20 protein-coding genes are annotated in these 24,821 nt (G+C 74.2%); 9 read left to right on the forward strand and 11 right to left on the reverse strand.

The annotated features are described in order from the left end of the window. Nucleotides 1-33: 33 nt before the first annotated feature. Nucleotides 34-321 carry a transposase gene (locus ACU616_RS07570; protein ID WP_446757861.1) on the reverse strand — a complete coding sequence of 96 codons (288 nt, stop codon included), beginning with the start codon at nt 319-321 and terminating at the stop codon, nt 34-36. 976 nt (nt 322-1,297) lie between these two features. Between ACU616_RS07570 and ACU616_RS07575 the strand changes: the two genes are divergently transcribed. Together ACU616_RS07575 and ACU616_RS07580 are read left to right on the forward strand one after the other, a co-directional pair. Beyond that, entirely contained in the window at nt 1,298-1,966 is a 669-nt protein-coding gene (locus ACU616_RS07575; protein ID WP_446757862.1) for a TIGR04222 domain-containing membrane protein, read from the forward strand. Between the two features lie 1,234 nt (nt 1,967-3,200). Next, nucleotides 3,201-3,332 (forward strand): hypothetical protein, encoded by a 132-nt coding sequence (locus tag ACU616_RS07580; RefSeq protein WP_446757863.1) that lies wholly within the window; start codon nt 3,201-3,203, stop codon nt 3,330-3,332. Here ACU616_RS07580 and ACU616_RS07585 read toward each other — a convergent pair. After that, nucleotides 3,329-3,859, reverse strand: a complete 531-nt coding sequence (locus ACU616_RS07585; RefSeq protein ID WP_446757864.1) for a gamma carbonic anhydrase family protein — start codon at nt 3,857-3,859, stop codon at nt 3,329-3,331. The two genes, ACU616_RS07580 and ACU616_RS07585, sit on opposite strands and share 4 nt — an antisense overlap. Nucleotides 3,860-4,110: 251 nt before the next feature. Between ACU616_RS07585 and ACU616_RS07590 the strand changes: the two genes are divergently transcribed. Beyond that, nucleotides 4,111-6,099, forward strand: coding sequence for a potassium transporter Kup (locus tag ACU616_RS07590; RefSeq protein WP_446757865.1), 1,989 nt, complete (start codon nt 4,111-4,113; stop codon nt 6,097-6,099). A gap of 38 nt (nt 6,100-6,137) precedes the next feature. On the opposite strand, the gene ACU616_RS07595 is transcribed toward ACU616_RS07590, so the two are convergent. The 3 genes from ACU616_RS07595 to ACU616_RS07605 all read right to left on the reverse strand — a co-directional run bounded on the left by ACU616_RS07595 (nt 6,138) and on the right by ACU616_RS07605 (nt 8,245). After that, nucleotides 6,138-6,707 carry a hypothetical protein gene (locus tag ACU616_RS07595; RefSeq protein WP_446757866.1) on the reverse strand — a complete coding sequence of 190 codons (570 nt, stop codon included), beginning with the start codon at nt 6,705-6,707 and terminating at the stop codon, nt 6,138-6,140. Nucleotides 6,708-6,727: 20 nt separating this feature from the next. Continuing rightward, nucleotides 6,728-7,357 (reverse strand): ATP-dependent Clp protease proteolytic subunit, encoded by a 630-nt coding sequence (locus ACU616_RS07600; protein WP_446757867.1) that lies wholly within the window; start codon nt 7,355-7,357, stop codon nt 6,728-6,730. 135 nt (nt 7,358-7,492) lie between these two features. Next, nucleotides 7,493-8,245: a TSUP family transporter gene (locus ACU616_RS07605; RefSeq protein ID WP_446757868.1), complete on the reverse strand. Its 753-nt coding sequence runs from the start codon at nt 8,243-8,245 to the stop codon at nt 7,493-7,495. A gap of 158 nt (nt 8,246-8,403) precedes the next feature. Between ACU616_RS07605 and ACU616_RS07610 the strand changes: the two genes are divergently transcribed. The 3 genes from ACU616_RS07610 to ACU616_RS07620 all read left to right on the forward strand — a co-directional run bounded on the left by ACU616_RS07610 (nt 8,404) and on the right by ACU616_RS07620 (nt 13,106). After that, entirely contained in the window at nt 8,404-9,519 is a 1,116-nt protein-coding gene (locus ACU616_RS07610) for a spore photoproduct lyase family protein (RefSeq protein WP_446757869.1), read from the forward strand. Between the two features lie 68 nt (nt 9,520-9,587). Then, complete coding sequence (gene yaaA / locus ACU616_RS07615; protein WP_446757870.1) at nt 9,588-10,337, forward strand: peroxide stress protein YaaA; 750 nt, start codon at nt 9,588-9,590, stop codon at nt 10,335-10,337. A gap of 267 nt (nt 10,338-10,604) precedes the next feature. Then, nucleotides 10,605-13,106, forward strand: coding sequence for a SpoIIE family protein phosphatase (locus ACU616_RS07620; RefSeq protein ID WP_446761460.1), 2,502 nt, complete (start codon nt 10,605-10,607; stop codon nt 13,104-13,106). A 50-nt stretch (nt 13,107-13,156) separates the two neighbouring features. Here the strand turns inward: ACU616_RS07620 and fdhA are convergent, their stop codons facing one another. The 3 genes from fdhA to ACU616_RS07635 all read right to left on the reverse strand — a co-directional run bounded on the left by fdhA (nt 13,157) and on the right by ACU616_RS07635 (nt 17,440). Next, nucleotides 13,157-14,374, reverse strand: coding sequence for a formaldehyde dehydrogenase, glutathione-independent (fdhA, locus tag ACU616_RS07625; RefSeq protein ID WP_446757871.1), 1,218 nt, complete (start codon nt 14,372-14,374; stop codon nt 13,157-13,159). 422 nt (nt 14,375-14,796) lie between these two features. Next, nucleotides 14,797-16,467 (reverse strand): class I adenylate-forming enzyme family protein, encoded by a 1,671-nt coding sequence (locus tag ACU616_RS07630; RefSeq protein WP_446757872.1) that lies wholly within the window; start codon nt 16,465-16,467, stop codon nt 14,797-14,799. A 19-nt stretch (nt 16,468-16,486) separates the two neighbouring features. Then, nucleotides 16,487-17,440, reverse strand: a complete 954-nt coding sequence (locus ACU616_RS07635) for a cyclase family protein (RefSeq protein WP_446757873.1) — start codon at nt 17,438-17,440, stop codon at nt 16,487-16,489. A 223-nt stretch (nt 17,441-17,663) separates the two neighbouring features. On the opposite strand from ACU616_RS07635, the gene ACU616_RS07640 reads away from it, so the two are divergent. Then, complete coding sequence (locus tag ACU616_RS07640) at nt 17,664-18,293, forward strand: GDSL-type esterase/lipase family protein (RefSeq protein WP_446757874.1); 630 nt, start codon at nt 17,664-17,666, stop codon at nt 18,291-18,293. 23 nt (nt 18,294-18,316) lie between these two features. After that, a complete protein-coding gene (locus ACU616_RS07645) occupies nt 18,317-18,865 on the forward strand; it encodes an N-acetyltransferase family protein (RefSeq protein WP_446757875.1) in 549 nt (182 codons plus the stop codon). Here the strand turns inward: ACU616_RS07645 and ACU616_RS07650 are convergent. Further along, the gene (locus ACU616_RS07650) at nt 18,819-20,549 is read right to left on the reverse strand and encodes a DEAD/DEAH box helicase (RefSeq protein WP_446757876.1); all 1,731 of its coding nucleotides are present in this window, start codon (nt 20,547-20,549) and stop codon (nt 18,819-18,821) included. The genes ACU616_RS07645 and ACU616_RS07650 overlap by 47 nt on opposite strands. A gap of 115 nt (nt 20,550-20,664) precedes the next feature. Here ACU616_RS07650 and ACU616_RS07655 point away from each other — a divergent pair, with 115 nt between their 5' ends. Further along, entirely contained in the window at nt 20,665-22,095 is a 1,431-nt protein-coding gene (locus ACU616_RS07655) for an amidase (RefSeq protein WP_446757877.1), read from the forward strand. A gap of 48 nt (nt 22,096-22,143) precedes the next feature. Here the strand turns inward: ACU616_RS07655 and ppk2 are convergent, their stop codons facing one another. Next, nucleotides 22,144-23,175 carry a polyphosphate kinase 2 gene (gene ppk2, locus ACU616_RS07660; protein ID WP_446757878.1) on the reverse strand — a complete coding sequence of 344 codons (1,032 nt, stop codon included), beginning with the start codon at nt 23,173-23,175 and terminating at the stop codon, nt 22,144-22,146. A 161-nt stretch (nt 23,176-23,336) separates the two neighbouring features. Next, nucleotides 23,337-24,689 (reverse strand): alkaline phosphatase, encoded by a 1,353-nt coding sequence (locus ACU616_RS07665; protein WP_446757879.1) that lies wholly within the window; start codon nt 24,687-24,689, stop codon nt 23,337-23,339. Nucleotides 24,690-24,821: the final 132 nt, after the last annotated feature.

The following is a 24,821-nucleotide window of genomic DNA, read 5'->3' on the forward strand; positions in this document are numbered from 1 at the left end:
CGTCGGCGGCGAGCTCCTGGACCAGCCGGAACGCTATTTTGGGAGGACGTTCTCCCGGGCGAAGTAGGCGCTAGCCCGCCTGAGGATCTCGATCTCCATCTGCGCGACCCGCAGCTCGCGCCGCAGCCGGACCAGCTCGGCCCGCTCCTCGCTGCTCAGCCCCTCGGCGCGGCCGGCATCGATGTCGTCCTGCTTGAGCCACCGCCGCAGGCACGACTCCGCGCTGCCGAGGTCGGCAGCAATCGCCGCGATCGGCTTCTCTCGCCGACGCGCCAGCTCCACCGCCCTACAGCGGAACTCCGGCGGCTTGGCAGCAGGCATCCAGGACTCCTCTCCTGAGGCGATCATCGCCTCAGGAGAGGAGTCCGGGAAATCGGGTCAGGCTCCGACCGAGACAGGCGGAAGACTGCCGCCGGGTGGGAAGCGGCTTGCCCAGCTTCGGCCCGGCGTCCCAAGGCGGAGGGGTCTGACACACGGCTGCTCGTGCTTGCGGACATCTGGTCAGCACCCAGTCAGCAAAATGTTCGTCAAGGCCGTCGACAGCACTCATCAGCTCGGCACAACACCCCAGGTCAAAGCCGCAATGAGTTGCCGGAGCCCAGGTCAGGACCACGCCTGGATCGGTTTCCTAATCCTTGAGTCGGTCTCCTAATCCTTGAGTCGGTCGTTCGGTCGAGAGAGCTCTGCGGAGGCGGGGGCCGGCCGGCGTTGGCCTCAAAGGGAGCCGGCGAGGCGCGCTGCAGGCTCAGCCCGGCCCAGCTCGACGATCTACAACTGGTGCTCGACGCCGGGCCGGCCGTTTGGGGCTGGGACGACCAGTGAGGTTTTCTCACCAGGATTGGCCGTCCACGCACGGCGAGGAGAAGCATCCCTGCAGGTCAGGCCCATGTGTCAGCAGAGAGTCGACTGCCACGTGGCGGGAGCCTGCCCCGCGGCGCCGCGCTCGAAGTTCCTGACGACCCGCTGCAGTGCTGACCAGCGACGCCGACCGCACCCTTCAACCGAGTGCGGATTCCTGGTGAGAAAACCTCAGTGTTGGACGCTGCCGCGCATCGCCGAGGCCGTGCACGCGAAGTTCGGCGGGGACTACACCCCGCCCGGGAAGGTCCTCCGCGAACAAGATCAGTCAGGTCGTGTCGTCACACGACCTTGACCAACGTCTCTGGTCAGTACCTCTAGGAGCTGGCCGGCCAATCTTCGGCACATCACAATCACACAAAGACGACTTCCGAAACGGGGTCGTCCCTGAGACCGTTGGCTCGACCGCGTCATTCGATCCTCGAGCAAGGACGACGGCATGACGGGAACGCACGTGACCCTCCTGGGCTCGGACCTGTACGAGGTCGCCTACCTGGCCGGTGGCTCGCGTCGGGCCGTCGAGGCCGCGGTGGTGACCCTCATCGAGGACGGGCGCCTGCGGGTCACCCGGGCCACCGCCGAGCTGCACGTGGTCGACCCCTGCCGCCGGCATCCTGTCGAGGCCGCCGTGCTCGACGCTGCCGGCCCGCGCGCCCGTCGGTCGATCGACGGGATCGCCTGGCGGGTGCGCACCGACGCCCGGCTGGCCGCGCTGGCCGACGGTCTGCAGCAGGCTGGCCTGGTCACCCGGCGCGGCGGCGTGCACACCACGGCCGACCGGTTCTGGACGGCGGTCGGGCTCACCCGGGCCGGACGGAGTGCGCTCCGCCGGCTCCGGTCCGACCCGTCGGTCGTCGGGGGCTCCAAGGCCCTGGCGGTGGCGCTCGGCGGCCCCGGGGCGTGGGCGGACGCCGAGCTCCGGGGAGCCGTCTTCTCCCCGCCCCGGCCGTACCTGCCGGCGGACACCGGCCCGAGCGTGCGCGAGGTCCGCCGGAGCCACTCCGCGTTGTACGCCCACGGCGCCGGGGCCGGATGGGGCGTTGGCCCCATAGGTGGCGGCTTCGGCGGTGACTGCGGCGCAGGCGGTGGAGACGGCGGTGGGTGCTGATGTGGACTCAAGTCGTCCAGCTACTGATCGGCCTAGCCCTATTCGGCACCCTGGCAGGCCTTGCACTGCTAGCTGGCCCCATACGTTACACAGCTGGAAGAAAAAGCCAGCGGCAGTCCGAAGACAGCAGTAGGCAGGCTGATCCACCAGCGCCTCAATTTCCTGGCCCGTTCTTTCCTGGGGAATAGCCCCCGCGCTCCCTTACGTGCATATCGTCGGTCATGTGGGGAACGCCCATCCACCGGCCCGGTGTATAGCGCGGCTACGGTCTGTCGTCATGACGATCACGCACAAGGGAATGAACCTGAAACCGACGACGCAGTCTCTGATGCGTCTCCCGAGGATGCGTCAACAGCTGCTGGACACCATGGTTGATGAGGACCCTCAGCAGACATGGGCCGGCATCATCCGCGCCACTCTTGAGGACTACGCGAAGCGCCACCAAAAGACGTGGGCACGCGCTGCGGTGCTGCAGTCAACCTCCAGTGCCTGCCCGGTCCAAGCAGTCGCCGAGCGGCGGCTTACCGACCCGAGCCGTCCACGGGGCCGCAGGGTTCTCCAGTCGGCCGCCAGCAGGCGCCCGACCAACATCGAAACGAACTGGAGGCTCACTGGAGGTTCGTGTTCACCTCGAAGCGTCTCCAGGGATGAAGATCGAATGGATGCCGACCTCAGGTTGGACGCAGTGGGCAGCGCTCCGACGGTCCCGTTGCCATCCTCGCGGCCCTCGTGATGGGGCTCCTGGTCACCATGGGCTGCTGCTGACCCCGCCATGGTCCCTCCCTTCCTGGCTCTCAGCAGTAACCACCAGGGCGGCCGGTCCTGGCCGGGCGGCGCAGCCCTCGGCCATACCTCTGGCCGCTCCCACGCAACCGGCTTCCTCCCGGCTGCGGCGGGTTGGGGAAGGGTGGGCCGCAGACCCATCCGGCAGGGACGCGGGAGCGCCCCTCCGGCGACCCGCTGCAGTCGGCACCATCCGCCGGCTGCGGGGCGGCGTCGATGGCGGCGAGGACGGCCCGCCAGAGGCTCAGGGGACGCTTTATCGCCACGTCCCCGTCGCTCTCCCCGGGGCACATTTGGGGCACAGGAGCCTGTAATTGGCACTGCGTGGCACTGATTGAGCGTGGTGTATCCCTGCAGGTCAAGAAGCAAGTTCCGGTTGCCGCCCTCGTCAGTCAGGCTTGCGGATACGTACTGGGACTACACCCAGCTGCGCTTCCCCCGCCGCGAGGGCATGCGGATCGACTTCGTCCTCGGCTCCCCCGAACTCGCCTCGCGGGTGACGAATGCCCTGGTAGATCGCGAGGAGCGCAAGGGCAAGGGCGCCAGCGACCACGCGCCCGTGCTGGTCGAGCTGGCGGACTAACCGACGTCCAGGCGCTGCACACCGGCCGCGTGCCGGCGGGCGAGCTCCTGGTAGATCGACGGGTTGCCGTCGACCCACACTGCGGCGCCCTCCGACAGCGGGCCGCGCACGCGCGCCGGGGCGCCGACCACAAGCACCTCGTCGGGCACCTCCATGCCCGGCGGCACGAGGCTGCCGGCACCGACGAGCGCCCTCCGGCCGATGCGGGCGCCGTCCTGCACGGTCGCCCCGTTCCCGACCAGCGCCTCGGCGCCGATCACCGACCCGTGGACGACGCAGACGTGCCCGATGGTCGCGCCCGGCCCGACCTCGGTGACCGGGTCCTCGCCGCCGTGCAGCACGGAGTTGTCCTGCACGTTGGCCCCGGCCCGGACGACGATCCGGCCGAAGTCGGCGCGCAGCACCGCGCCGTACCAGATGGACGCGCCCGCCTCGACGACGACGTCGCCGACGAGTGTGGCCGTCGGGGCCACCCACGCGTCGGGGTGCACCTGCGGCGATCGGCCTTCGAAGGAGAACAGCGGCACGGTCCCGCAGCGTAGGCACGCCCGCGCGCGGTCCGGGACCCGGCGGTGCCGGACCGGCCGGGGAGGGACGGCGGCGTCTGTCGCGCACGTGGGCCGACGTCGGCGGACACTCCTCGTGGTGCACGGCCTCGAGCCAGGAGGTGTCCGGTGACGAGCACGCCGATGTCGGTCGGGCCACCTGCCGTGCGCGCGGCGGCGCGCGTCCTCCCCGCCCCCCACCTCCGGCGCCTCTCCAAGGGAGGGACGCCGTCGTGACCGGTTCCTCGAGGGCTCCCGGCGTCACCCCGCCCCGGCCCCCCGCGCCCCGGTCCCCCGCACCCCGGTCCGCCGATCCCCCCGCCGCACACCCTGCACGTCGTGCGGGCGCCGGCGGCCTGGTCCTCGCCGCGCTGGGCATCGTGTTCGGCGACATCGGGACCAGTCCCCTCTACGCCCTGCAGACGGTCTTCTCCATCGACCACGGCGCGGTGCGGCCCACCCAGGGCGACGTCTACGGCGTCATCTCGATGATGTTCTGGTCGGTCACCCTGATCGTCTCGGTCAAGTACGTCGGTGTCCTCATGCGCGCGGACAACGACGGCGAGGGCGGGGTCATGGCCCTGACCGCCCTGGTGCGGCGCCTGTACGGGAGCCGCAGGCGACGCACGGGCCTGCTCGTCGTGGTCGGCATCCTCGGGGTGTCGCTGTTCTACGGCGACTCGCTGATCACCCCCGCGATCAGCGTGCTGTCCGCGGTCGAGGGCGTGCACGTCGCCACCCCGGCGCTCGGGCACGTCGTCGTGCCGGTCGCCGCGGTGATCATCACCGCGCTGTTCGCGGTGCAGCGGTTCGGCACCGGCCGGGTGGGGTTCCTGTTCGGGCCGGTCATGCTGCTGTGGTTCGCGGCGCTCGCCGTGGCCGGCCTGCACGGCGTCCTCACCCAGCCCGACGTCCTCACCGGGCTGTCCCCCACCTACGCCGTCCTGTTCATCGCCGAGCACCCGGGCACCGCGTTCATCGCAATGGGCGCCATCGTGCTGGTCATCACTGGGGCGGAGGCCCTCTACGCCGACATGGGGCACTTCGGCCGGCAGCCCATCCTGCGCGCCTGGTTCGCCGTCGTGCTGCCCGCGCTGACGCTGAACTACCTGGGGCAGGCCGCGCTGATCCTCCACCACCCGGAGTCGGTGTCCAGCCCGTTCTTCCTGCTCGTGCCGGCGTGGGCGCGCCTGCCCATGGTCCTGCTCGCCACCGCCGCCACCGTCATCGCCAGCCAGGCGGTCATCTCCGGGGCGTTCTCCCTGTCGCGCCAGGCGGTCCAGCTCGGCCTGCTGCCCCCGGTCACGGTCCGGCAGACCTCCGAGCACGAGGCCGGGCAGATCTACCTGCCCGGCGTCAACGCGTTCCTCTTCGTCGGCGTCCTGGTCGTCATGCTGTCGTTCCGGTCGGCCGAGCGGCTCGCCACCGCCTACGGCGTGTCCGTGACCGGGGCCCTGGTCATCGACACCGTCCTGCTGCTCATGGTGGCGCGCGCGCTGTGGCACTGGCGCCCGTGGCAGCTGGCCCTGGCCGCGGTCGCCTTCGGCGGCCTGGAGGTCACCTTCCTCTCGGCCAACCTGTCGAAGGTCGCGCACGGCGGCTGGCTGCCGCTCGCCATCGCGCTCGCCGTCTTCACCGTGATGACCACCTGGCGCCGGGGACGCGAGATCGTCGCGGCCAACCGCAGGAGGCAGGAGGGGTCGCTCGCCGACTTCGTCGAGGACCTGTACCGGCGGCCGCTGCCCCGGGTGCCCGGGATCGCGGTGTTCCCGCACCCGGGCAAGGACACCACCCCGCTGGCGCTGCGGGCCAACGTCGAGCACAACAAGGTGCTCCACCACGACGTGCTCATCGTCTCGGCCACGTCGGCGAACGTCCCGCACGTGCCCGTCGCGGAGCGGTTCGAGGTCGACGACCTCGGCCACACCGACGACCGCATCCAGCACCTCGCGATCCGCTTCGGCTTCTCCGACGACCCGAACCTGCCGGAGGCGCTGCACCACGCGTGCGAGGCCGGCCTGTTCGAGGGCGGCCTCGTGGACGCGTCGGTGGCGTCCTACTTCCTGTCCCGCGGGCCGATCCGGCGGACCTCCGCGCGCGGCATGGCGCAGTGGCGCAAGGTGCTGTTCCTGGTCCTCGCGCACAACGCGGCCGACCCCGCCGCGTACTTCGGGCTCCCAGTCCACCGCACGGTGACGATGGGCAGTCCCGTCGACGTGTAGCCGCCGGGCCGACGAGCTCGCCCAGAACCCGTCCGCCGTCACCAACGTCCTGGCCGGGTACAGCTAGCGGCCGAGCGCGGCCAGCGGCTCGGCCTCCCGAGCGGCTCGACCAGCCCCGGTCCTCGGGCGCGGGCAGCCACACCGCCAGCGACCCGTCGCCCGTGCAGGGCTCGCCGCCCCGCGCGAGCAGCCAGTCCGACGGCGCGGGGACCACCGGGCCGGTGTGCCCGCCCACGGCCCGCGAAGCGGGCCCGCTCGGTGGACCGCCCCAGCTGCGCGGTCTCGTCCCCGCCCGGCGTCGTGCGGCCGGCGTGGACGCCGACCGAGGAGACGTACGTCCAGTGCCGCGCCCGCGCACCCAGCGCGTCGAGCGCGGCACGGACGAACGGCGGCTGCCAGGACACCTCCACGACGGCGTCCCGCGTGCGGTCGGCGACCGCGTCGTACGCCCCGGGCCGCTCCCGGTCGGCGACCACCAGCCGGGCGCCGTCGGCGACCCCGCCGGACGCGCCGCGGGCCAGGCAGGTGACCGCGTGGCCGCGGGCCAGGGCCTGCCGCGCGACCTCCCGGCCCAGCCACGCCGTCCCGCCGAGGACGAGCACGTCCACCCGGACCTCTCTCCGTCGTCTCAGCCCGCGAGCGCGGTGGGCAGCGCGGCGGCGGAGGCGACGACGTGGTCGATCAGGCCGTACTCCCGCGCCTGCTCGGGAGTGAACCAGCGGTCGCGGTCGGAGTCCCGCTCGATCTCCTCGACCGTCCGGCCGGTGTACTCGGCCTGCAGGCCGTTGAGGTCGCGCTTGAGCCGGCGCAGCATGTCGGCCTGGATGGCGATGTCGGCCTGGGTGCCGCCGACGCCGGCCGAGGGCTGGTGCACCAGGATCCGCGTGTGCGGCAGCGAGAACCGCTTCCCCGGGGTGCCCGCGGTGAGCAGGAACTGCCCCATCGAGGCCGCCATCCCGAACGCGTAGGTGGCGACGTCGCAGTCGAGGAACCGCATCGTGTCGTGGATGGCCATCCCCGCGGTGACCGAGCCGCCGGGTGAGTTGACGTAGAGGGAGACGTCCCGCCGCGGGTCCTCGGCCGCGAGCAGGAGCATCTGGGCACACAACTGGTTGGCGACGTCGTCGTCGACCTCGCGGCCGAGGACGACGATCCGCTCCCGCAGCAGCCGGTCGAGGACGGCGTCGGACAGGCCCGTCGAGGCGCCGTCCCCGCCGTTCAGGACCGGTCGTGCACCGGTCGGCGTGTGGCTGGGCATGGTGTGGAGGCCTCCTCCGGTCGTTCCTCCCCGACATGCGAGAGCCTGGCCGGAATGGCACGGAAATGCGCGCCCGACGCCATTGTTCCGCTATACGCGGAATGGCGTTCGCTGCCCGCGAAAACCGTTGACGGATCAGCCCCCGAGCAGTCCGTCGACCACGGTCGCCAGGCTGCCCAGCAGGGCGAGGGCGAGGGCGGCGGCACGTGCCGCGGACGGCCGCACCCGGGTCGACAGGGCGGTGCCGGCCACCAGGCCGGCACCGAGGGCGGCGGCCGCGACCGCCCAGTCCACGACGGGCAGGGAGGGCAGCCCCTTGGCCGCCACGGTGGCCGCGCCGATGACGGTGAAGCACAGCTGCGCCGTCGCGGCGAACGCGCGCTGCGGCCAGCCGGTGGCCACCGCGTACACCGTGAGGGCCGGTCCCCCGACCCCCGCGGTCGCGTTCATGAAGCCCGACGCGGCTCCGGCGAGCACCGCGGGCCCGGGTCCGGTGCCCGGCCCGGACCCGCCCCGGGCGCCGCTGCGCCGGCCGATCACGAGGAGGGCGAGCAGCGCCACCACCACGCTGCCGCCCACGAGCACCTGCAGGACGTCCGGCGCCGTGTGGCGGGCGACCCACGCCCCGGGCAGGACCGCGAGCAGCGCGGGTGCCGAGAGCAGCAGGCCCCGGCGCACGTCGACGTCCCGCCGCACCTGCGCGAGCACGAGCACCGCGGCCGCCACGCCCAGCACGTTGACCACGAGCACCCCGGTGAAGGGGCCGAGCAGCAGCACCAGGAAGGGGGCGGAGACCAGGGCGAACCCGAGCCCGGTGATGCGCTGCGTCCCGGCCCCCAGGGCCACCGCGGCGGCGAGTCCGAGCGACGGGAGCCAGCCGGCGTCCACGTCAGCCGGCCCGGCCCGGACACGCCGCGGCCGGGCAGGGGCGGGTGCGGGCGGACACGTCCCGACCTTGACCGACGCCGCCGTCGACGGCGACAGGAGCGGCCGGAAAGGCCGCTGAGCAGGGCATCAGCGGCCCGCCGCCGGTGTTGTAGAGGGCGATGACCGCGCTGCTCGCACCGCCCGCTCCCACCGCCCCCGCTGCTCCCGCCCCCTCCCGGCTGTGGACCCCGAAGCGGGTCCTCGTCACCCGCTCGGCCGCCGAGCGCCCGCACGGACAGCGCGTGCTCGCGCGCCTCGAGGCCGCCGGCGTCGACGCGATCGAGCTCCTGTCCGGCAACCGGCTCCCGTCGCTTCGCGGCGACGACGACCGCGCCGCCTTCATGGCCGCCAAGGACACGATGGCGCTCGTCGTGCCGCCGCCGTCCAAGCGGAAGCTGCAGCCCATCCCGCCGTCGGCGGACTTCCGGCTCGACCTGGCCGAGGGCTGCCCCGCGCACTGCCAGTACTGCTACCTCGCCGGCTCGCTCGGCGGCCCGCCGATCACCCGCGTGTGGGCCGACCTCGACGAGGTCCTCGACGGCCTCGACGACTACGTCGGCCGCGGGACGATCACCTCCGGCACCCTGGAGCGCGGCGGCGAGGGGACGACGTTCGAGGCCTCCTGCTACACCGACCCGCTGGCCATCGAGCACCTGACCGGCGGCCTGTCGCGCATGGTCGAGCACTTCGGCACCCACGAGTGGTCCGGCCCGGTGCAGCTGCGCGCCACCACCAAGTTCGACGACGTCGCCGGCCTGCTGGACCTGCCGCACGGCGGCCGCACCCGGCTGCGGTTCTCGGTCAACGCGACGTCGGTGGACCGCCGGTTCGAGGGCGCGACGGCCAAGGTGCCGGCACGGTTGCGCGCGCTGTCGGCCGTGGCCGCGGCCGGCTACCCGGTGGGCGTCACCATCGCGCCGATCATGCCGGTCGAGGGCTGGCAGGAGCAGTACGCGGAGCTGCTCGACGGCATCGCCGCCGCCGTCCCGGCCGGGCACGACCTCACCGTCGAGTGCATCACCCACCGGTTCACGCCGGGCAGCAAGGAGACGCTGCTCGACTGGTACCCGCGCACGAAGCTCGAGATGGACGAGTCCCGCCGCACCACCAAGCGCGGCAAGTTCGGCTCGGTCAAGCACGTCTACCCCAGGGACACGATGACCGAGCTGCGCGGCTGGTTCGAGCGCGAGGTGGCCGAGCGGCTCCCCGGCGCCCGCCTCCTCTACTGGACGTGAGGCCGTCTCGTACGCTCGGACGGCCACGTCCCGGGCCCCGCCCCGAGCTCGCGAAGGGTGGGTAGGACGTGGTCCTCCTCCTGCTGCCGCCGTCGGAGACCAAGTCCCCGGACGGCGACGGCGACCCCCTCGACCTCGCCGCGCTGGCCACGCCCGAGCTGACGCCGGTCCGCGAGCGGCTGGTCGGCGCCCTGGTCCGGCTGGCCGCCGACCCGCCGGCGGCCCGCACCGCGCTCGGCCTCTCCCCCGGCCAGGACGCCGAGCTCGCCCGCAACGCCGCCCTGTGCACCAGCCCGACGAAGCCCGCGGTCGAGCGCTACACCGGCGTCCTCTACGACGCCCTCGGCGTCCGCTCGATGACCCGGGCGCAGCGGGCGCGGGCCGACCGCCGGCTCGCCGTCGGCTCGGCGCTGTTCGGCCTGGCCCGCGCGAGCGACCCCATCCCGGCCTACCGGCTCTCGGCCGGCTCGGCGCTGCCCGGGCTGCCCACCCTGCGCGCGCTGTGGCGGCCGGTCCTCGGCCCGGCCCTGGCCGCCACGGGCGAGCTCGTCGTCGACCTGCGCAGCGGCGGCTACCGGGCCCTGGCCCCCGTCCCGGGCGCGGTGACCGTCGACGTGCGGAGCGAGCGTCCCGACGGCAGCCGGACCGTCGTCAGCCACGCCAACAAGTCGCACAAGGGGCGGATCGCCCGCGTGCTGGCCACCACGACCGCCGAGCCGGACGACGTGGTGCGGCTGCGGGCGCTGCTGCGCCGGTCGGGGTTGCACGTGGAACACGACGGCGGGACGGCGCTCACGCTGGTCCTGCCGGCGGCCTGAGCGGGGGGCCGTCACCGGGCGTGATCCGACACAGCGGTGAGCGTCAGGTCCGTCCCGTCGCAGCGGACGTCACCTACGATCTGTCCGGCTCCCCGACCCAACGGCGGCCGGTCGGCCGCGGCACCGGAGTCGGCCACGAGCCGGGCGGAGAGGTTCGGTGGACGACACGTCGCGTCCCCCCGCGGGGGGCGCCGTCGCGGACCTCGTGCGGCGGCCGAGGTCCTGCAGGCCGACCGCCCCCGGGCGCGGGCGGCGCGGCGGCTGCGCCTGCGCGACGCCAGCGCCGCGCTCGACCGCCTCGCCGAGCTGGCCTCCCGGCTGGTGGGCGCCCCGATCACCCAGATCTCCCTGATCGACGACGTCCAGGTCGTGGTGGCCGGCGCCGGGCTGCGGCCGGGCAGCGTCGGCACGGAGACCCCGCTGCAGGCGACCGCCTGCGCGATCACCGCTGCCGACCGCGCGCCCCTGGCCGTCCCCGACGCGCCCACGGACCCGCGGGTCAGCGGGCTGGCGCCGGTGGCGGCCGGCGCCGTCGGCGCGTACCTCGGCGCACCGCTGATCGACGGCGACGGGCACACCGTGGGGGTCCTGTGCGCCGTCGCCCCGGCGCCCCGGCCGTGGTCGGAGACCGACGTCGCCACCCTGCGGGAGCTGGCCGGGGCCGCGGTCACCGAGCTGGAGCTCGCCGCGCTCACCACCGCCTACGAGAGCGACCGGCTGCGCTGGGGCCTGGCCGTCGACGCCGCCGGCATCGGCACCTTCGACTGGGACCTCCGCACCGGGGAGCTCACCTGGGACGCGCGGCTGATCGAGATGTTCGGCCACACGCCGGAGACCTTCGGCAACAGCATCGAGGCCTTCAACGAGCGCGTGCACCCCGACGACCTGCCCCGGGTGACCGACGCGCTGCAGGCCAGCATCGAGACCCGCGGCGACTACGAGGCCGAGTACCGGGTCGTGTGGCCCGGCGGGGACACCCGCTGGCTGCAGGCCCGCGGCCGCACGCTGGTCGACGGCGACGGGAGGGCGTCGCGGGTGATCGGCGCGGCGTACGACACCACCGCCGAGCGGGCCGCCGGCCTGCGGGTCACCCGGGTGCTGGAGGCCATGCCGGCCGGCTTCTACTCCCTCGACCGCGAGTGGCGGTTCACCCACGTCAACGCCGAGGCCGAGCGGCTGCTCGGGCGCAGCCGCGAGGAGCTGCTCGGCCGGGAGCTGTGGACCGCCTTCCCGGCCGCGGTCGGCAGCGTGTTCGAGGAGAACTACCGCACCGCCGTCCGCACCGGGACGCCGGTCCACTTCGACGCCCACTACCCCGCGCCGCTCGACGGCTGGTACGAGCTGCGGGCCTGGCCGAGCCCCGAGGGGTTGTCGGTCTACTTCCTGGAGGTCACCGAGCGGCGCCGGGTGCAGGACCGCGCCGAGCGCGGCGCCCAGCGGCTGGCGCTGCTCGCGCAGGTCAGCGCGGAGCTGGCCGGGGCACTCGACGTCCGGACGGCGACCGCCCACCTGCCGAGGCTGGTCGTGCCGGCGCTGGGCGACTGCTGCATCGTCACCGTCGTCGACCCCGACGGGCGCCCGCGCGACGTCGGGCACTGGCACGCCGACCCCTCCGCCCGCCCGCTGGTGGAGCGCTACGCCGCCGTGCGCACCGACGCCATGCCGGTCACGGCGCCGCTCATGCGCGCCCTGCTCACCGGCGAACCGGTGAGGGAGCTGGCCGAGTCCGTGCTCGGGGTGCTGCCCGAGGGGGAGGCGCGCGACCTGCTGGCCGCGCTGGCCCCCGAGTCGGCGATCGCCATCCCGCTGCGCGGCCGCGACCGGACGCTCGGCGTGATGACCCTGTACTTCCGCCGCGGCTGGACGCCGCGGGAGGAGGACCTGGCCACCGCCCAGGACGTCGCGGACCGCGCCGGCCTGGCCCTGGACAACGCCCGGCTCTACGGCCAGCAGCGGGCCCTCGCCGAGGGCCTGCAGCGCAGCCTGCTGACCGAGCCCCCCGAGCCCGACCACGCCGAGGTCGCCGTCCGGTACCAGCCGGCCGCGGAGGCCGCGCGGGTCGGCGGCGACTGGTACGACGCCTTCCTGCAGCCCAGCGGGGCGACGATGCTGGTCATCGGGGACGTCGTCGGTCACGACACCGAGGCCGCCGCGGCGATGGGCCAGCTGCGCGGGCTGCTGCGCGGCATCGCGACCTACAGCGACGCCGGCCCGGGCGAGGTGCTGCGCGGGCTGGACGCCTCGATGGCGCTGCTGCAGACCCGGGTGCTGGCGACCGCGGCGGTGGCCCGGTTCGAGCAGACCGACGACGAGCGCGCCCGCGGCGTCACCCGGATGCGCTGGGCCAACGCCGGCCACCTGCCGCCGCTGGTCGTCGGCGCCGACGGCAGCGTGACCGAGCTGGCCGCCTGGCGCGGTGACCTGCTGCTCGGCGTCGACCCGGAGACCCGACGCGAGGAGTCGGTGGTGACCCTCGACCGCGGCGCGACGGTGCTGCTGTTCACCGACGGCCTGGTCGAGCGGCGCGACGCCGACCTCGACGCCGGCCTGGCGCGGCTGCGCCAGGCCCTGCGGGAGCTGGCCGACCGGCCGCTGCAGGAGCTGCTCGACGAGGTCCTCGAGCGGCTGGTCGACGGCCACCCGGAGGACGACGTCGCCCTGGTCGCCGTCCGGCTGCACCCCCAGGACCGGCCGCGCCCGGCGGTGGCCGGGCCCAACCGGGTGCCCGACGTCGTCCCGGAGGACCCGGCCGGCCCGCCCCGCCGCTGAGGGAGGACCCTGCAGGGGGACGTGAGCAAGCCCCCCTGCAGGGTCTCGGCTCAGGCCGGGATGAGGCCGTTCGGGTTCAGCACGTACTTCTTCGCCGCGCCCTGGTCGAACTCCTGGTACCCGCGCGGTGCGTCCTCCAGCGGGATGACCTCGGCGTTCACCGCCTTCGCGATCTGCACCCGGTCGTGCAGGATCGCCATCATCAGCTGGCGGTTGTAGCGCATGACCGGGCACTGGCCGGTGGTGAACGCGTGCGACTTCGCCCAGCCCAGGCCCAGCCGGATGGACAGCGACCCGGTCTTGGCCGCCTCGTCGGCCGCGCCCGGGTCACCGGTCACATAGAGACCCGGGATGCCGAGTGCACCGCCGGCCCGCGTGATGTCCATCAGCGAGTTGAGCACCGTGGCCGGTGCCTCACGCTCGGCGTCCTTGCCGTGACCGCGCGCCTCGAAGCCGACCGCGTCGACGCCGCAGTCCACCTCGGGCTCGCCCAGGATCTGCTCGATCTGGTCCTTGGGGTCGCCCTGGGAGACGTCGATGGTCTCGCAGCCGAAGCTGCGGGCCTGGGCCAGCCGGTCGGCGTTGAGATCGCCGACGATGACGACCGCGGCGCCGAGCAGCTGCGCGGAGGCGGCCGCCGCCAGGCCCACCGGGCCGGCGCCGGCGATGTAGACCGTCGACCCCGTGCCCACCCCGGCGGTCACGCAGCCGTGGTAGCCGGTCGGGAAGATGTCCGACAGCATCGTCAGGTCGCGGATCTTGGCCAGCGCCTGGTCCCGGTCCGGGAACTTCAGGCAGTTCCAGTCCGCGTACGGGACCATCACGTACTCCGCCTGGCCGCCGGTCCAGCCGCCCATGTCGACGTAGCCGTAGGCCGAGCCGGGGCGGTCGGGGTTGACGTTCAGGCAGATGCCGGTCTTGCCCTCCTTGCAGTTGCGACAGCGGCCGCAGGCGATGTTGAACGGCACGCTGACGATGTCACCGACCTGCAGGAACTCGACGTCCGAGCCCTTCTCGACGATCTCCCCGGTGATCTCGTGGCCGAGCACCAGGCGCTCGGGCGCCGTCGTGCGCCCGCGGACCATGTGCTGGTCGCTGCCGCAGATGTTGGTGGCCACCGTCCGCAGGATGACCCCGTGCGGGGTCTTGCGGCCGACGTTGGCCGGGTTGACCCCCGGCCCCTCCTTGAGCTCGAGCCCGGGGTAGTCCAGGTCGGCGACCTCGACCTTGCCCGGCCCCATGTACATGACTGCCTTGTTGCCTGCCACGGACGCTCCTCCCAGTCGGTGGCCGGCACGCCGATGTGCCGGCCTCGTCCGTCGTCCACCGCGCCGTGGGCGCGGCCGTCCCCGACGGCCGGCGCGGTCCGGCGTCGTCGCCGGCCGCCCCGGTCGCGGGTGCTCGGGGTGCCTGGTGCACACCTGCCGCCGACCCGGGGAGGCGACCGCCAGCCGGGCACGGCCGGCCCCGGGGGCCGGGCGGCGGGCATCGGGTCGGATCCATCTCGGACCTCCACGTCTCGGAGGCGGCAGGAGAACGAGTGTGGTGCAGACCACTCGGTCGCGCACCACGGGACGGGGCGGTTCCGGAGGGACCTGGCCCGTGTGCACGCAGCGTGGCCCGTCGTGCTCGTCCCGCTGCCGGGCGGGCGCCCCGTCGCGGCCGGAGGCCTTCCTGGAGGGGGCCTCCTTCAGCCGCCGGACTGCTGGTCGCGCAGCTCGCGGCGCAGGATCTTCCCGGTCGTCGTCTTGGGCAGCTCGTCGACGAACTCGACCGACCGCGGGTACTTGTAGGCGGCCATGCGCTCCTTGGCCCAGGCGATGACCTCCTCCGGCGTCACCGAGGAACCGGGCTTGAGCGACACGAAGGCCTTGACCGTCTCGCCGCGGTAGGGGTCGGCGACCCCGACCACCGCGGCCTCGCGCACCGCCGGGTGGCCGTAGAGGACGTCCTCGACCTCGCGCGGCCACACCTTGTAGCCGGCCGCGTTGATCATGTCCTTCTTGCGGTCGACCAGGTAGAACCAGCCCTGTTCGTCCATGAAGCCGACGTCGCCGGTGCGCAGCTCGCCGCCCGGGATCGACTCCGCCGTGGCCTCGGGCCGGCCCCAGTACCCGGGCACCACCTGCGGGCCGGACGTGGCGATCTCCCCGACCTCGCCGGGCGGCAGCTCCTGGCCGTCCTCGCCGAGGATCCGGACGACGGTGTTGTAGACCGGGACGCCGACCGACAGCGCCCCGGAGTTCTGGTCCACCGGCGCCTTCACACCCATCGGCACGGCGTGCGACGGGGAGTTGGTCTCCGTCAGCCCGTAGATGTTGTGGATGTAGCGCCCGGTCCTCTCCTCGAACGCGTCGGTGACCGCCGGTGCGATCGGGGCACCGCCGGAGTAGATGGTGCGCAGCGAGGAGAAGTCCTCCCGGCTCGCGCCCTCGACCCCCGACAGCGAGATGAACACCGTGATCGCCCCGACGGTGAACGTCGGCCGGTGCTCCCGGATCGCGTCGAGCACCACCTCCGGGTGGAACCGGTGCGCCAGGACCAGCGGGCAGGGCAGCAGCAGCGCGAGGGCGACGTGCCCGATCAGCCCGGTGATGTGGAACAGCGGCGCGACCCCGAGGACGACGTCGTCGGGCGTCAGCCGCATCCACTCCCGGTAGGTGCAGGCGTTGAACACCATCGTCGCGTGGGTGTTCATGGCGCCCTTGGGCTGCCCGGTGGTGCCGGAGGTGTAGGTCAGGATCGCCACGTCACCGCCGGACAGGGCGGCCGGCGACGGCGTCCGCCCGGCGTGGGTCTCCAGCAGCCCGGCGAGGTCGAGGGTGCCCTCCTGGCGGGTCCGGACGACGTCCCCGAGGACCCGCACGTCGTCGCGGGACTGGTGGTCCAGCGGCGAGCAGGTGACCACGGTCGCCACCTTGGTCTCCCCGCTCTCGATGACGTCGCGCGCGACGGACTCGTAGAGCTGCTCGAGGCACAGCAGCGCCGTGGCGCCGGAGTCGCTGAACAGGTAGGTGAGCTCGCGGGCCTTGTTCATCGGGTTGATCGCGACGGCGGCCCCGCCGGCCTTCCACGCGCCGAGCAGCCCGATGACGAACGCCGGGTCGTTCTGCACGTAGACGCCCATCCGGTCGCCCGGGGCGAAGCCGCCCTCGGCCAGCGCGACGGCCAGGGCGTCGGAGGCGCGGTCGAGGTCGGCGAAGGTGAGGACGCCGTCGAAGTACCGGATCGCCACGGTGTCGGGCGCCGCCGCCAGCGAGGCGCGGAAGACGTCGAGCAGCGTCTCGTGCTCGGGCGTGATGTCGGCCGGCTGCCCCTCGCCGTAGAGGGCCAGCCAGGGCCGGTCGGTGTAGACGCTCACCGTCGTCCCCTCCCGCCGGTCACTTGACGGCGAGCGGGTTGACCGGCGCGCCCGTCGCCTGGTGGATCTTCAGCGGGGCCGCGGCGTAGAGGAAGGTGTACTGGCCGTCCCCGGCGCAGTCCTCGGCGAGCTCCTCCAGGTCGGCGATCTCGCTGAGGGTCACCCCGAGGTTGCGCATCAGCGCGCAGTGCAGCGGCAGCGCCGTCCCGTTGTTCGGGTCGTAGGTGACCTCGTTGGCGATCGTGTCGGTGGTCAGGTTGGGGATCTCCATGTCCTGGAACCACCGCACCAGCTCGGGGCTGTAGACCAGGCCGGGCTCGTTGAAGCCCTCGTAGAAGGCCTGGCCCTGGTCGAAGAACAGCTGCAGGAAGTTGGTGCGGATCAGCAGGACGTCGCGCTTCTCGATGGGGGTGCCCTGGGCCTCGGCGCAGGCCACGAGGTCCTCGTGGGTGAAGGTCTCGCCCTTGTCCAGCTGGGGCTTGCCGCGGAAGCGGGCCATGTCGAGCAGGATGCCGCGGCCGACCACGCCCTTGCGGGCGATCGGCTCGACGCTGGCCCGGTCCAGCCCGCCGACGGTGGTGCGGGCGTCGTAGCCGTTCCAGATCTGGCCGTCGTACCAGACGTGGCCGAGCGCGTCGTACTGCGTGGAGCCCTGCAGGAAGGCGTTGATCTTGTCGTCGGCGTAGTGGAGGCCGCCGGGGAACTGCGGGGCGCCCGGGGAGTCCCAGGAGGACTCGTCGAGGATCATCGTCCGCTCGGCCGGCGAGCGCCCCGGCCACACCGGGTCGCCCTTCGGGTCGCCGATCAGTCGCTGGAGGGTGAAGACCTTGCCCTGCCGGACGTGCCGCACGCCGCGCAGGACCTCGTCGGCGGTGAGGTAGTTCAGCGCACCGACCTCGTCGTCGTCACCCCACCTGCCCCAGTTCTTCGGTGCGTCGGCGAGGACCTCGGTGATGGCGGGCGCGTCGGCCACGGTGTCTCCCAGCTGTCGGGCCCCGGCTGAGCGCGCAGCTCCGGGGCGGGAAGGTGGCCAGCGTCACAAGAGGTGACAGCGGCGTCAAGCGCAGGTCGCAGGCGGATCCGGGACGACGGGACGTGACCGACGAGCCGGTGGCGGCCTGCCGGCGTGAATGCTCATGCAGTGCAGTGCATGACTATGCTACGTATGTGTCCTCCCTCCGTGTCGGCGACCTGCCGTGACCGCCGCGCTCGACGTACGGGTGTGCCTCTTCGGCGACTCCCTCACCGCGGGGGTCGGCGACCCGACGGGCGGGGGCTGGGTCGGCCCCGTGGCCGCCGCGGCCCGGGACGCCGGCTGGGCGCTCACGGCCTACGGCCTCGGGGTGCGCCGGGACACCTCGGCGGACGTCGCCGACCGGTGGCTCGACGAGGCCCGCCGCCGGCTGCGCGACGGCGACCGCCACGGGGTCGCCTTCGCGTTCGGCACCAACGACGTCGACACGTCCGACGGGCGGCGGCGGGTCGGGCGGGAGCGGTCGCTCGCCGTCCTGGCCGCCCTGCTGGCGGACGCGTCCCGCGCCGGCTGGCCGGCGCTGGTCGTCGGCCCGCCCCCCGCGCGCGACGCCGACCTCAGCGCCCGGGCGGCCGACCTGGCCCGCGGGATGGCGGGTGTGTGCGCCCGCTCCGGCGTGCCCTTCGTCGACGTCGGCGGGCTGGCCACGGACCCCGTCTGGATCGCCGAGGTCGCCGCCGGGGACGCGTTCCACCCCTCGACCGCCGGCTACGGGCGGCTGGCCGCGCTGGTCGGCCCGGCCTTCACCGCCTGGCTGGCCGGACCGGTGGCCCGGCCGGGCGGCACCCCGTGACCGGGCTGCCGGCGGGGTGGACCGTGCGCCGCCCCGTCGAGGAGGACCACCCGCGGGTGCTGGCCGTGCTCGACGAGTGGTGGGGCGGGTTCGGCGGCGCGGCCGGGTCCCGGGAACGGGCGCTGCTGCTCCCCCGGCTCTTCCTCGAGCACTTCGCCGACACCAGCACCGTGGTCGAGGACGCCGGTGGGCGCCTCGTGGCGTTCCTGGTCGGGTTCCTCTCCCCCGCGCGGCCCGCGACCGCCTACGTGCACTTCCTGGGCGTGGACCAGGCCGTGCGGCGGGCCGGCCTGGGCCGGGAGCTGCACGCCCGCTTCCTCTCGGCGGCGGCGCAGCGCGGCGCGCGGGAGGTCCGGTGCGTGACCAGCCCGGGCAACGCCGCCTCGATCGCCTTCCACACCCGGGTCGGGTTCCGCGTCGAGCCCGGCGACCTGGTGGTGGACGGCGTCCCGGTGCACGCCGACCACGACGGCCCAGGGCTGCACCGGGTGGTGTTCAGCCGGCCCGTGCCCGGCGACCCCGCCCTCAGGGGCGCGGGCGCTCCCGGCGGACGGTCACCTTCCGGCCCTTGACGGTGGTGGCCCGCAGCGCCGCGATGACGTCCTCGGCGGCCGCGGCGGGCACCTCGACCAGCGAGAACCGCTCGGCGATCTCGATGGCGCCGACGTCGCGGCCGCGCAGCTCGGTCTCCCCCGCGATCGCGCCGACCAGGTCGCCCGGGCGCACCCCGGCGCTGCGGCCGGCGCCGATGAACAGGCGGACGGCGTCGCCCGAGCCCGACCGCGAGCGCGGCGGTCGGCCCTGACCCCGCTCGCCGCGGCCGTCCCGGTCGCCGTCCCGCCGCGGCCGCTCGGGCCGCAGGGTGACCTCGGGGATCTCCTCGTCGTCGTCCGGGCCGGTGGTGGCCTCGTGGGCGAGCTTGACCGCGGCCAGGGCCACCTCGACGACGTCGAACTCGTCGGTCAGCGTGTCGACGACGGCGCGGAAGCGCTCGAGGTCGTCGCCGAGCAGGCTCTCCCGCAGCGCGGCGCGGGTCAGCTCGAGCCGGCGGGCGCGCAGGTCGGCGACGGTGGGCACCCGCTCCACGGAGATCGGCGCGCCGGTGACCCGCTCGATGGTCTTGAGCATCCGGTGCGCCCGGGGCTCGACCAGCGTGATCGCCACGCCCTCGCGGCCGGCGCGGCCCACCCGGCCGATGCGGTGCACGTAGGTCTCGGCCGCGGCGGGGACGTCGTAGTTGACGACGTGGGTGAGCTGCTCGACGTCCAGGCCGCGGGCGGCGACGTCGGTGGCCACTAGCAGCTCGGCGGTGCCGCTGCGCAGCCGGTTCATCACCCGGTCGCGCTGCTCCTGGCTCATCCCGCCGTGCAGCGCCTCCGCGCGGTAGCCGCGGCCGTTGAGCGTCTCGGTCAGGTCGTCGACCTCGTCGCGCGTGCGGCAGAAGACGAGCGCCGCGGTCGGGCTCTCGACGTCGAGCACCCGGCCCAGCGCCGCGGGCTTGGCCGCCCGGGCGACGACGAACGCCGTCTGCCGGACCCTGGGCGCCTCGCCCTCGACCGGCACCTCGCGGGCGACCTGGATGCGCAGCGGGTCGCGCAGCTGCCGGCGGGCCATCGCGTCGAGGCGGCGCGGCATCGTGGCGCTGAACAGCACCGTCTGCCGGTCCTCCGGCACCTCGTCGAGCAGCGCCTCGAGGTCGTCGGCGAAGCCCATGTCGAGCATCTCGTCGGCCTCGTCGAGCACGACGGTCGTGACGCCGCCGAGGTGCAGGCTGTTCCGCTGCACGAGGTCCAGCGCCCGCCCGGGTGTGGCGACGACGACGTCGACGCCGGCCTCCAGGGCCCGCAGCTGGCGCGGGATCGGCTGGCCGCCGTAGACCGGCACGACCCGGGCGCCGAGGTCGCGGCCGTAGCGGTGCAGCGCCTCCGACACCTGGATGCACAGCTCGCGGGTGGGGACCAGGACCAGCGCGAGCGGGTCGCCGCCGGGCCGGTCGTCGGGCAGCCGCTGCAGCACCGGCAGCGCGTAGGCCGCCGTCTTGCCGGTGCCGGTGGCGGCCTGGCCGAGCAGGTCGCGGCCCGCCACCATCGGCGGGACCGCCTCGCGCTGGATCGGCGTCGGCTCCTCATAGCCGAGGCGGGACAGCGCCGCGAGCAGCTCGGGGCGCAGGCCGAGGTCGGCGAAGGCCACGCCGTCCTCGGGCGGAGGCGCGCTCTCCTCGTCCGGTGCCGTCACCGTGCCCACCTCGCTGGTCATGTCCTGATGGTCCCCGGTCGGGGCGCCGCTCCTCCTGCCGGGTGGACCACACGCGCGGAGCCTCCCGACCGGCCCGTGGTCACCGGGGGAGGGCCGTCCGTGGCACCCTCCCCCGGTGACCGCCGCGACCCGCGCCGACGACGACCTCTGCTTCCGCCCGGCCACCGAGCTGGCCGCCCTGGTGCGCGCGCGGGAGGTGTCGGCGCGCGAGCTGCTGGAGGCGCACCTCGCGCGGATCGGGCGGGTGGACCCGCAGGTCAACGCGATCGTGACGCTCGACGCCGAGGGCGCCTGCGCCGCCGCGGACGCCGCCGACGCCGCGCTCGCCGCCGGCGAGGACGTCGGGCCGCTGCACGGGCTGCCGGTGGCGCACAAGGACAACCACCTGACCGGCGGCATGCGCACCACCTGGGGCTCGCCGCTGCACGCGGAGCACGTGCCGCTGCACGACGAGCTGGTGGTCGAGCGGCTGCGCCGCGCGGGCGCGGTCCGGGTGGGCAAAACCAACGTGCCCGAGTTCGCCGCCGGGTCGCACACGGTCAACCCGCTGTTCGGGGCCACGCACAACCCCTGGCGGCACGGGCTGTCGGCCGGCGGGTCCAGCGGCGGCGCGGCCGCGGCGCTGGCCGCCGGGCTGGTGCCGGTCGCCGAGGGCAGCGACATGGGCGGCTCGCTGCGCAACCCGGCGGCGTTCTGCAACGTCGTCGGCCTGCGGCCCACGCCCGGCCGGGTGCCGAGCTGGCCGGCGGCGATGGGCTGGTCGACCCTGTCGGTGGACGGGCCGCTGGGCCGCACGGTGGGCGACGTCGCCCTGGTGCTCTCCGCGATCGCCGGGCCCGACCCGCGGGCGCCGCTGTCGCTGTCCGACGACCCCGCCGGCTTCGCGGCCCCCCTGGACGGCGACCTGCGCGGCCTGCGGGTCGCCTGGGCGCCCGACCTCGGCGGCCTGGTGCCGGTCGACCCGGCGATCACGGCGGTGCTGGCCGCGGTGCTGCCGGTGGTCGAGTCGTTGGGTGGCACCGTCGAGGAGGCCTGCCCCGACCTGCGCGAGGCCGACGAGGTGTTCGGCACGCTGCGCGCCTGGCTGTTCGACGCGACGTTCGGCGACGTCGTCCGCCGCTCGCCGGAGGCGGTCAAGGAGACGATCCGCTGGAACGCGGCGGCCGGGGCGGCGCTCACCGGGGCCGACGTCGCCCGCGCGGAGCAGGCGCACACCCGGCTGCACGAGCGGGTGGTCGAGTTCTTCGACCGCTACGACGTCCTGCTGGCGCCCACCACGCAGGTGCTGCCCTTCCCCGTGGAGCTGGAGTACCCGACCGAGGTCGCCGGGGTGCCGCAGCCGGACTACCTGAGCTGGATGCGTTCGTGCACGCTGGTCTCGGCCACCGGCTGCCCGGCGCTGTCGCTGCCCGGCGGCTTCACCGACGACGGCCTGCCGGTCGGCCTGCAGCTCGTCGCCGCGCCCCGCGCCGACCGGCGGCTGCTGGAGATCGCCTCCGCGATCGAGCAGGCCACCGGGCACGGCCGCCGTCGGCCGCCCGTCTGACGCCGTCTGCGGCTCTCTAGCTCCGTCGCTAGAGAGCCGCAGACGAGGTCATCGACGCTCGGCGCGCGGCGGCGGGGGGGCGACCGGGGTGCCGGAGGACTCCTCCAGGACGTCGGCGGCCGAGCCGACGATGAGCGGGTCGGGGTCGCCGACGACGTCGCAGTCCTTGCCCTCGTAGTCCAGCCGGCACAGCACGTGGCGCATGGCCTCGAGCCGGGCGCGCTTCTTGTCGTTGCTCTTGATCACCGTCCACGGCGCGTGCGCGGTGTCGGTGTGCAGGAACATCGCCTCCTTGGCCTCAGTGTAGGCGTCCCACTTGTCCAGGCTGGCGAGGTCGGTGGGCGAGAGCTTCCAGCGCCGCACCGGGTCGATCTGCCGGACGATGAACCGCGTCCGCTGCTCGCCGCGCGAGACGGAGAACCACAGCTTGAACAGCCGGATGCCGCTGGCCACGAGCATCCGCTCGAGCTCGGGGGCCTGCACCAGGAACTGCTCGTACTGCTCGTCGGTGCAGTAGCCCATGACCCGCTCGACGCCGGCGCGGTTGTACCAGGAGCGGTCGAACAGGACCAGGTCCCCGGCGGCCGGCAGGTGCTGCACGTAGCGCTGGAAGTACCACTGCGTCTGCTCGCGCTCGCTGGGCTTGTCCAGCGCGACGACGCGGGCGCCGCGGGGGTTGAGGTGCTCGGTGAAGCGCTTGATCGTGCCGCCCTTGCCCGCGGCGTCGCGCCCCTCGAAGACGATGACCAGCCGCTGGCCGGTGTCCTTGACCCAGCCCTGCAGCTTGAGCAGCTCGATCTGCAGCCGGCGCTTCTCGATCTCGTACTCGCGGCGCTGCATCCGCTCGGTGTAGGGATAGCCCTCGCGCCAGGTCTCGACCAGCAGCCCGTCGGGGTCGAACAGCTCCCGGTCGTCGTCCCAGTCCTCGTCGCTGTTCTCGTCGGGCAGGGCGTTGAGCCGCCACCGGGACAGGTCCAGGACGTCGGCCGTGCGGGGCGGCTCCAGCCGGCACGGTGTCCCGTCCTCCGCCACCGGGCGGGCTGCTGCGTCGTCGCGGTCGATCAGGGCGTCGGGCTGCACGCGGATCCCCTCCCGGGTCGGTCACGCTCCGGTGCGGCCGTACCCCGGACGCGCGCCGGCAGTCCTGCGCCGCACCGAGCGGACTCCCCGCGCCGGGAGCCTCGCCGTCGTGGGTCGACCCCCGGGTGCGCGCACGCGCCCGGGGGTCGGCCCCTGCGGCGTCAGTCGAACAGCACCGAGGACACGACGTCGTGCAGGTGCGTGTTCGGGTAGTAGCCGGTCAACTCCTCGCTGCCCGGGCCCTCCGCGGTGACGACGGTCGGGACGCCGGTGTGCGCGGTCGTCGTCCAGTCCAGGGCGAAGTCGTAGGCGCCGCCGGTGCCGGCGACGGCGAACGGCCCGTCCTCACCGGAGACCGTCTCGCCCTCGGCCGCGGTCTCCTGCGGCAGCGTGCCGCCGGGGCCGCTCTCGTCCTCGGGATCGACGTCCTCGATGGTCAGCCCGCCGCACTCGTGGTCGCCGGTGACGATCAGCAGCGTGTCCGGGTGTTCCTCGACGTAGGCGCGGGCGACCTCGACGGCGGCGTCGAGCGAGCGCATGGCCTCCAGCATCCGGGTGCCGTTGTTGTCGTGGCTCATCTCGTCGACCGCCTCCTCCTCGACCAGCAGGAAGAAGCCGTCCTCGTCCTGGGAGAGGACGTCGAGGGCCTTGGTGGTCATGTCGGCGAGGGGCACGACCGGGTCGTACTCGTCGCCCTCGCCCTCGGGGCGCTGCTGGAACATCTCCTCGTTGGCGAACAGCCCGAGCAGCGGGCCGGAGCCGGCGTCGGCGAACTCCTCGGCGGTGCTGACGTACTGGTAGCCCTGCGCCTGCGCCTGCGCGACGAGGTCGCCCTGGGTGCTGCGGGACACCTCCGGGTCCTCGGTGTCGCCGGTGCGGGGCGGGTAGGTGCCCTCGTCGCCGGCGGGCAGCCACCAGTCCTCGCCACCGCCCAGGATCACCTCGGGGTGGCTGACCTCGAGGTACTGGCGGGCGATGTCGTCCTGCGCTGAGCGGTTGACGCTGTTGGAGAAGAAGGCCGCCGGCGTGGCGTCGGTGACCTGCGCGGTGGTCACGATGCCGGCGGCCAGGCCCGCCTCCTCCGCCTGCTGCCCGATGGTGGGCAGCGGGTTGCCGTCGACGTCGACGCTGATCGCGCCGTTGTAGGTCTTCACCCCGGTTGCCCAGGCCGACGCCGCGGCCGCGGAGTCGGTGACGGTGTCCTCGGGGTCGCGTGCGTCGGCGGTCTGCAGCCCGGCGATCGGCAGCTGGTCCATGGCCAGCTCCCCGTCGAAGCCCTCCTGGTCGAGCCGGCCGGCCTCGCGGTGGGCGGCGCTCATCCCGTCACCGTTGACGAAGATGACGCTGCGCGGGTGCCCGTTCGCGGTGCCGCTCCCGGAGCTGTTCCCGGAGCCGTTGCCCGGACCGCCGCCACCGGCGAACGCGCCGGTCGCCGGCAGCAGTGCCAGCGTGCCGCCCGCGACCGCGACCACGGCGAGCGTCCGCGTCCGCCGTCCTGTCCTCGACCTGGTCATGACCGTCCCTCCCGCCCGGGAGCGGTTCCCGGTGCCCGGCCACCGTCCGGGGCGGCACCGTCCGGCAGGTGTGCGACGCGAGGACATCTGGTGAACCACGTCACACACCGCGCCGCGTCGCCACTCGTGCGC

Source organism: Geodermatophilus sp. URMC 62 (assembly GCF_052931475.1).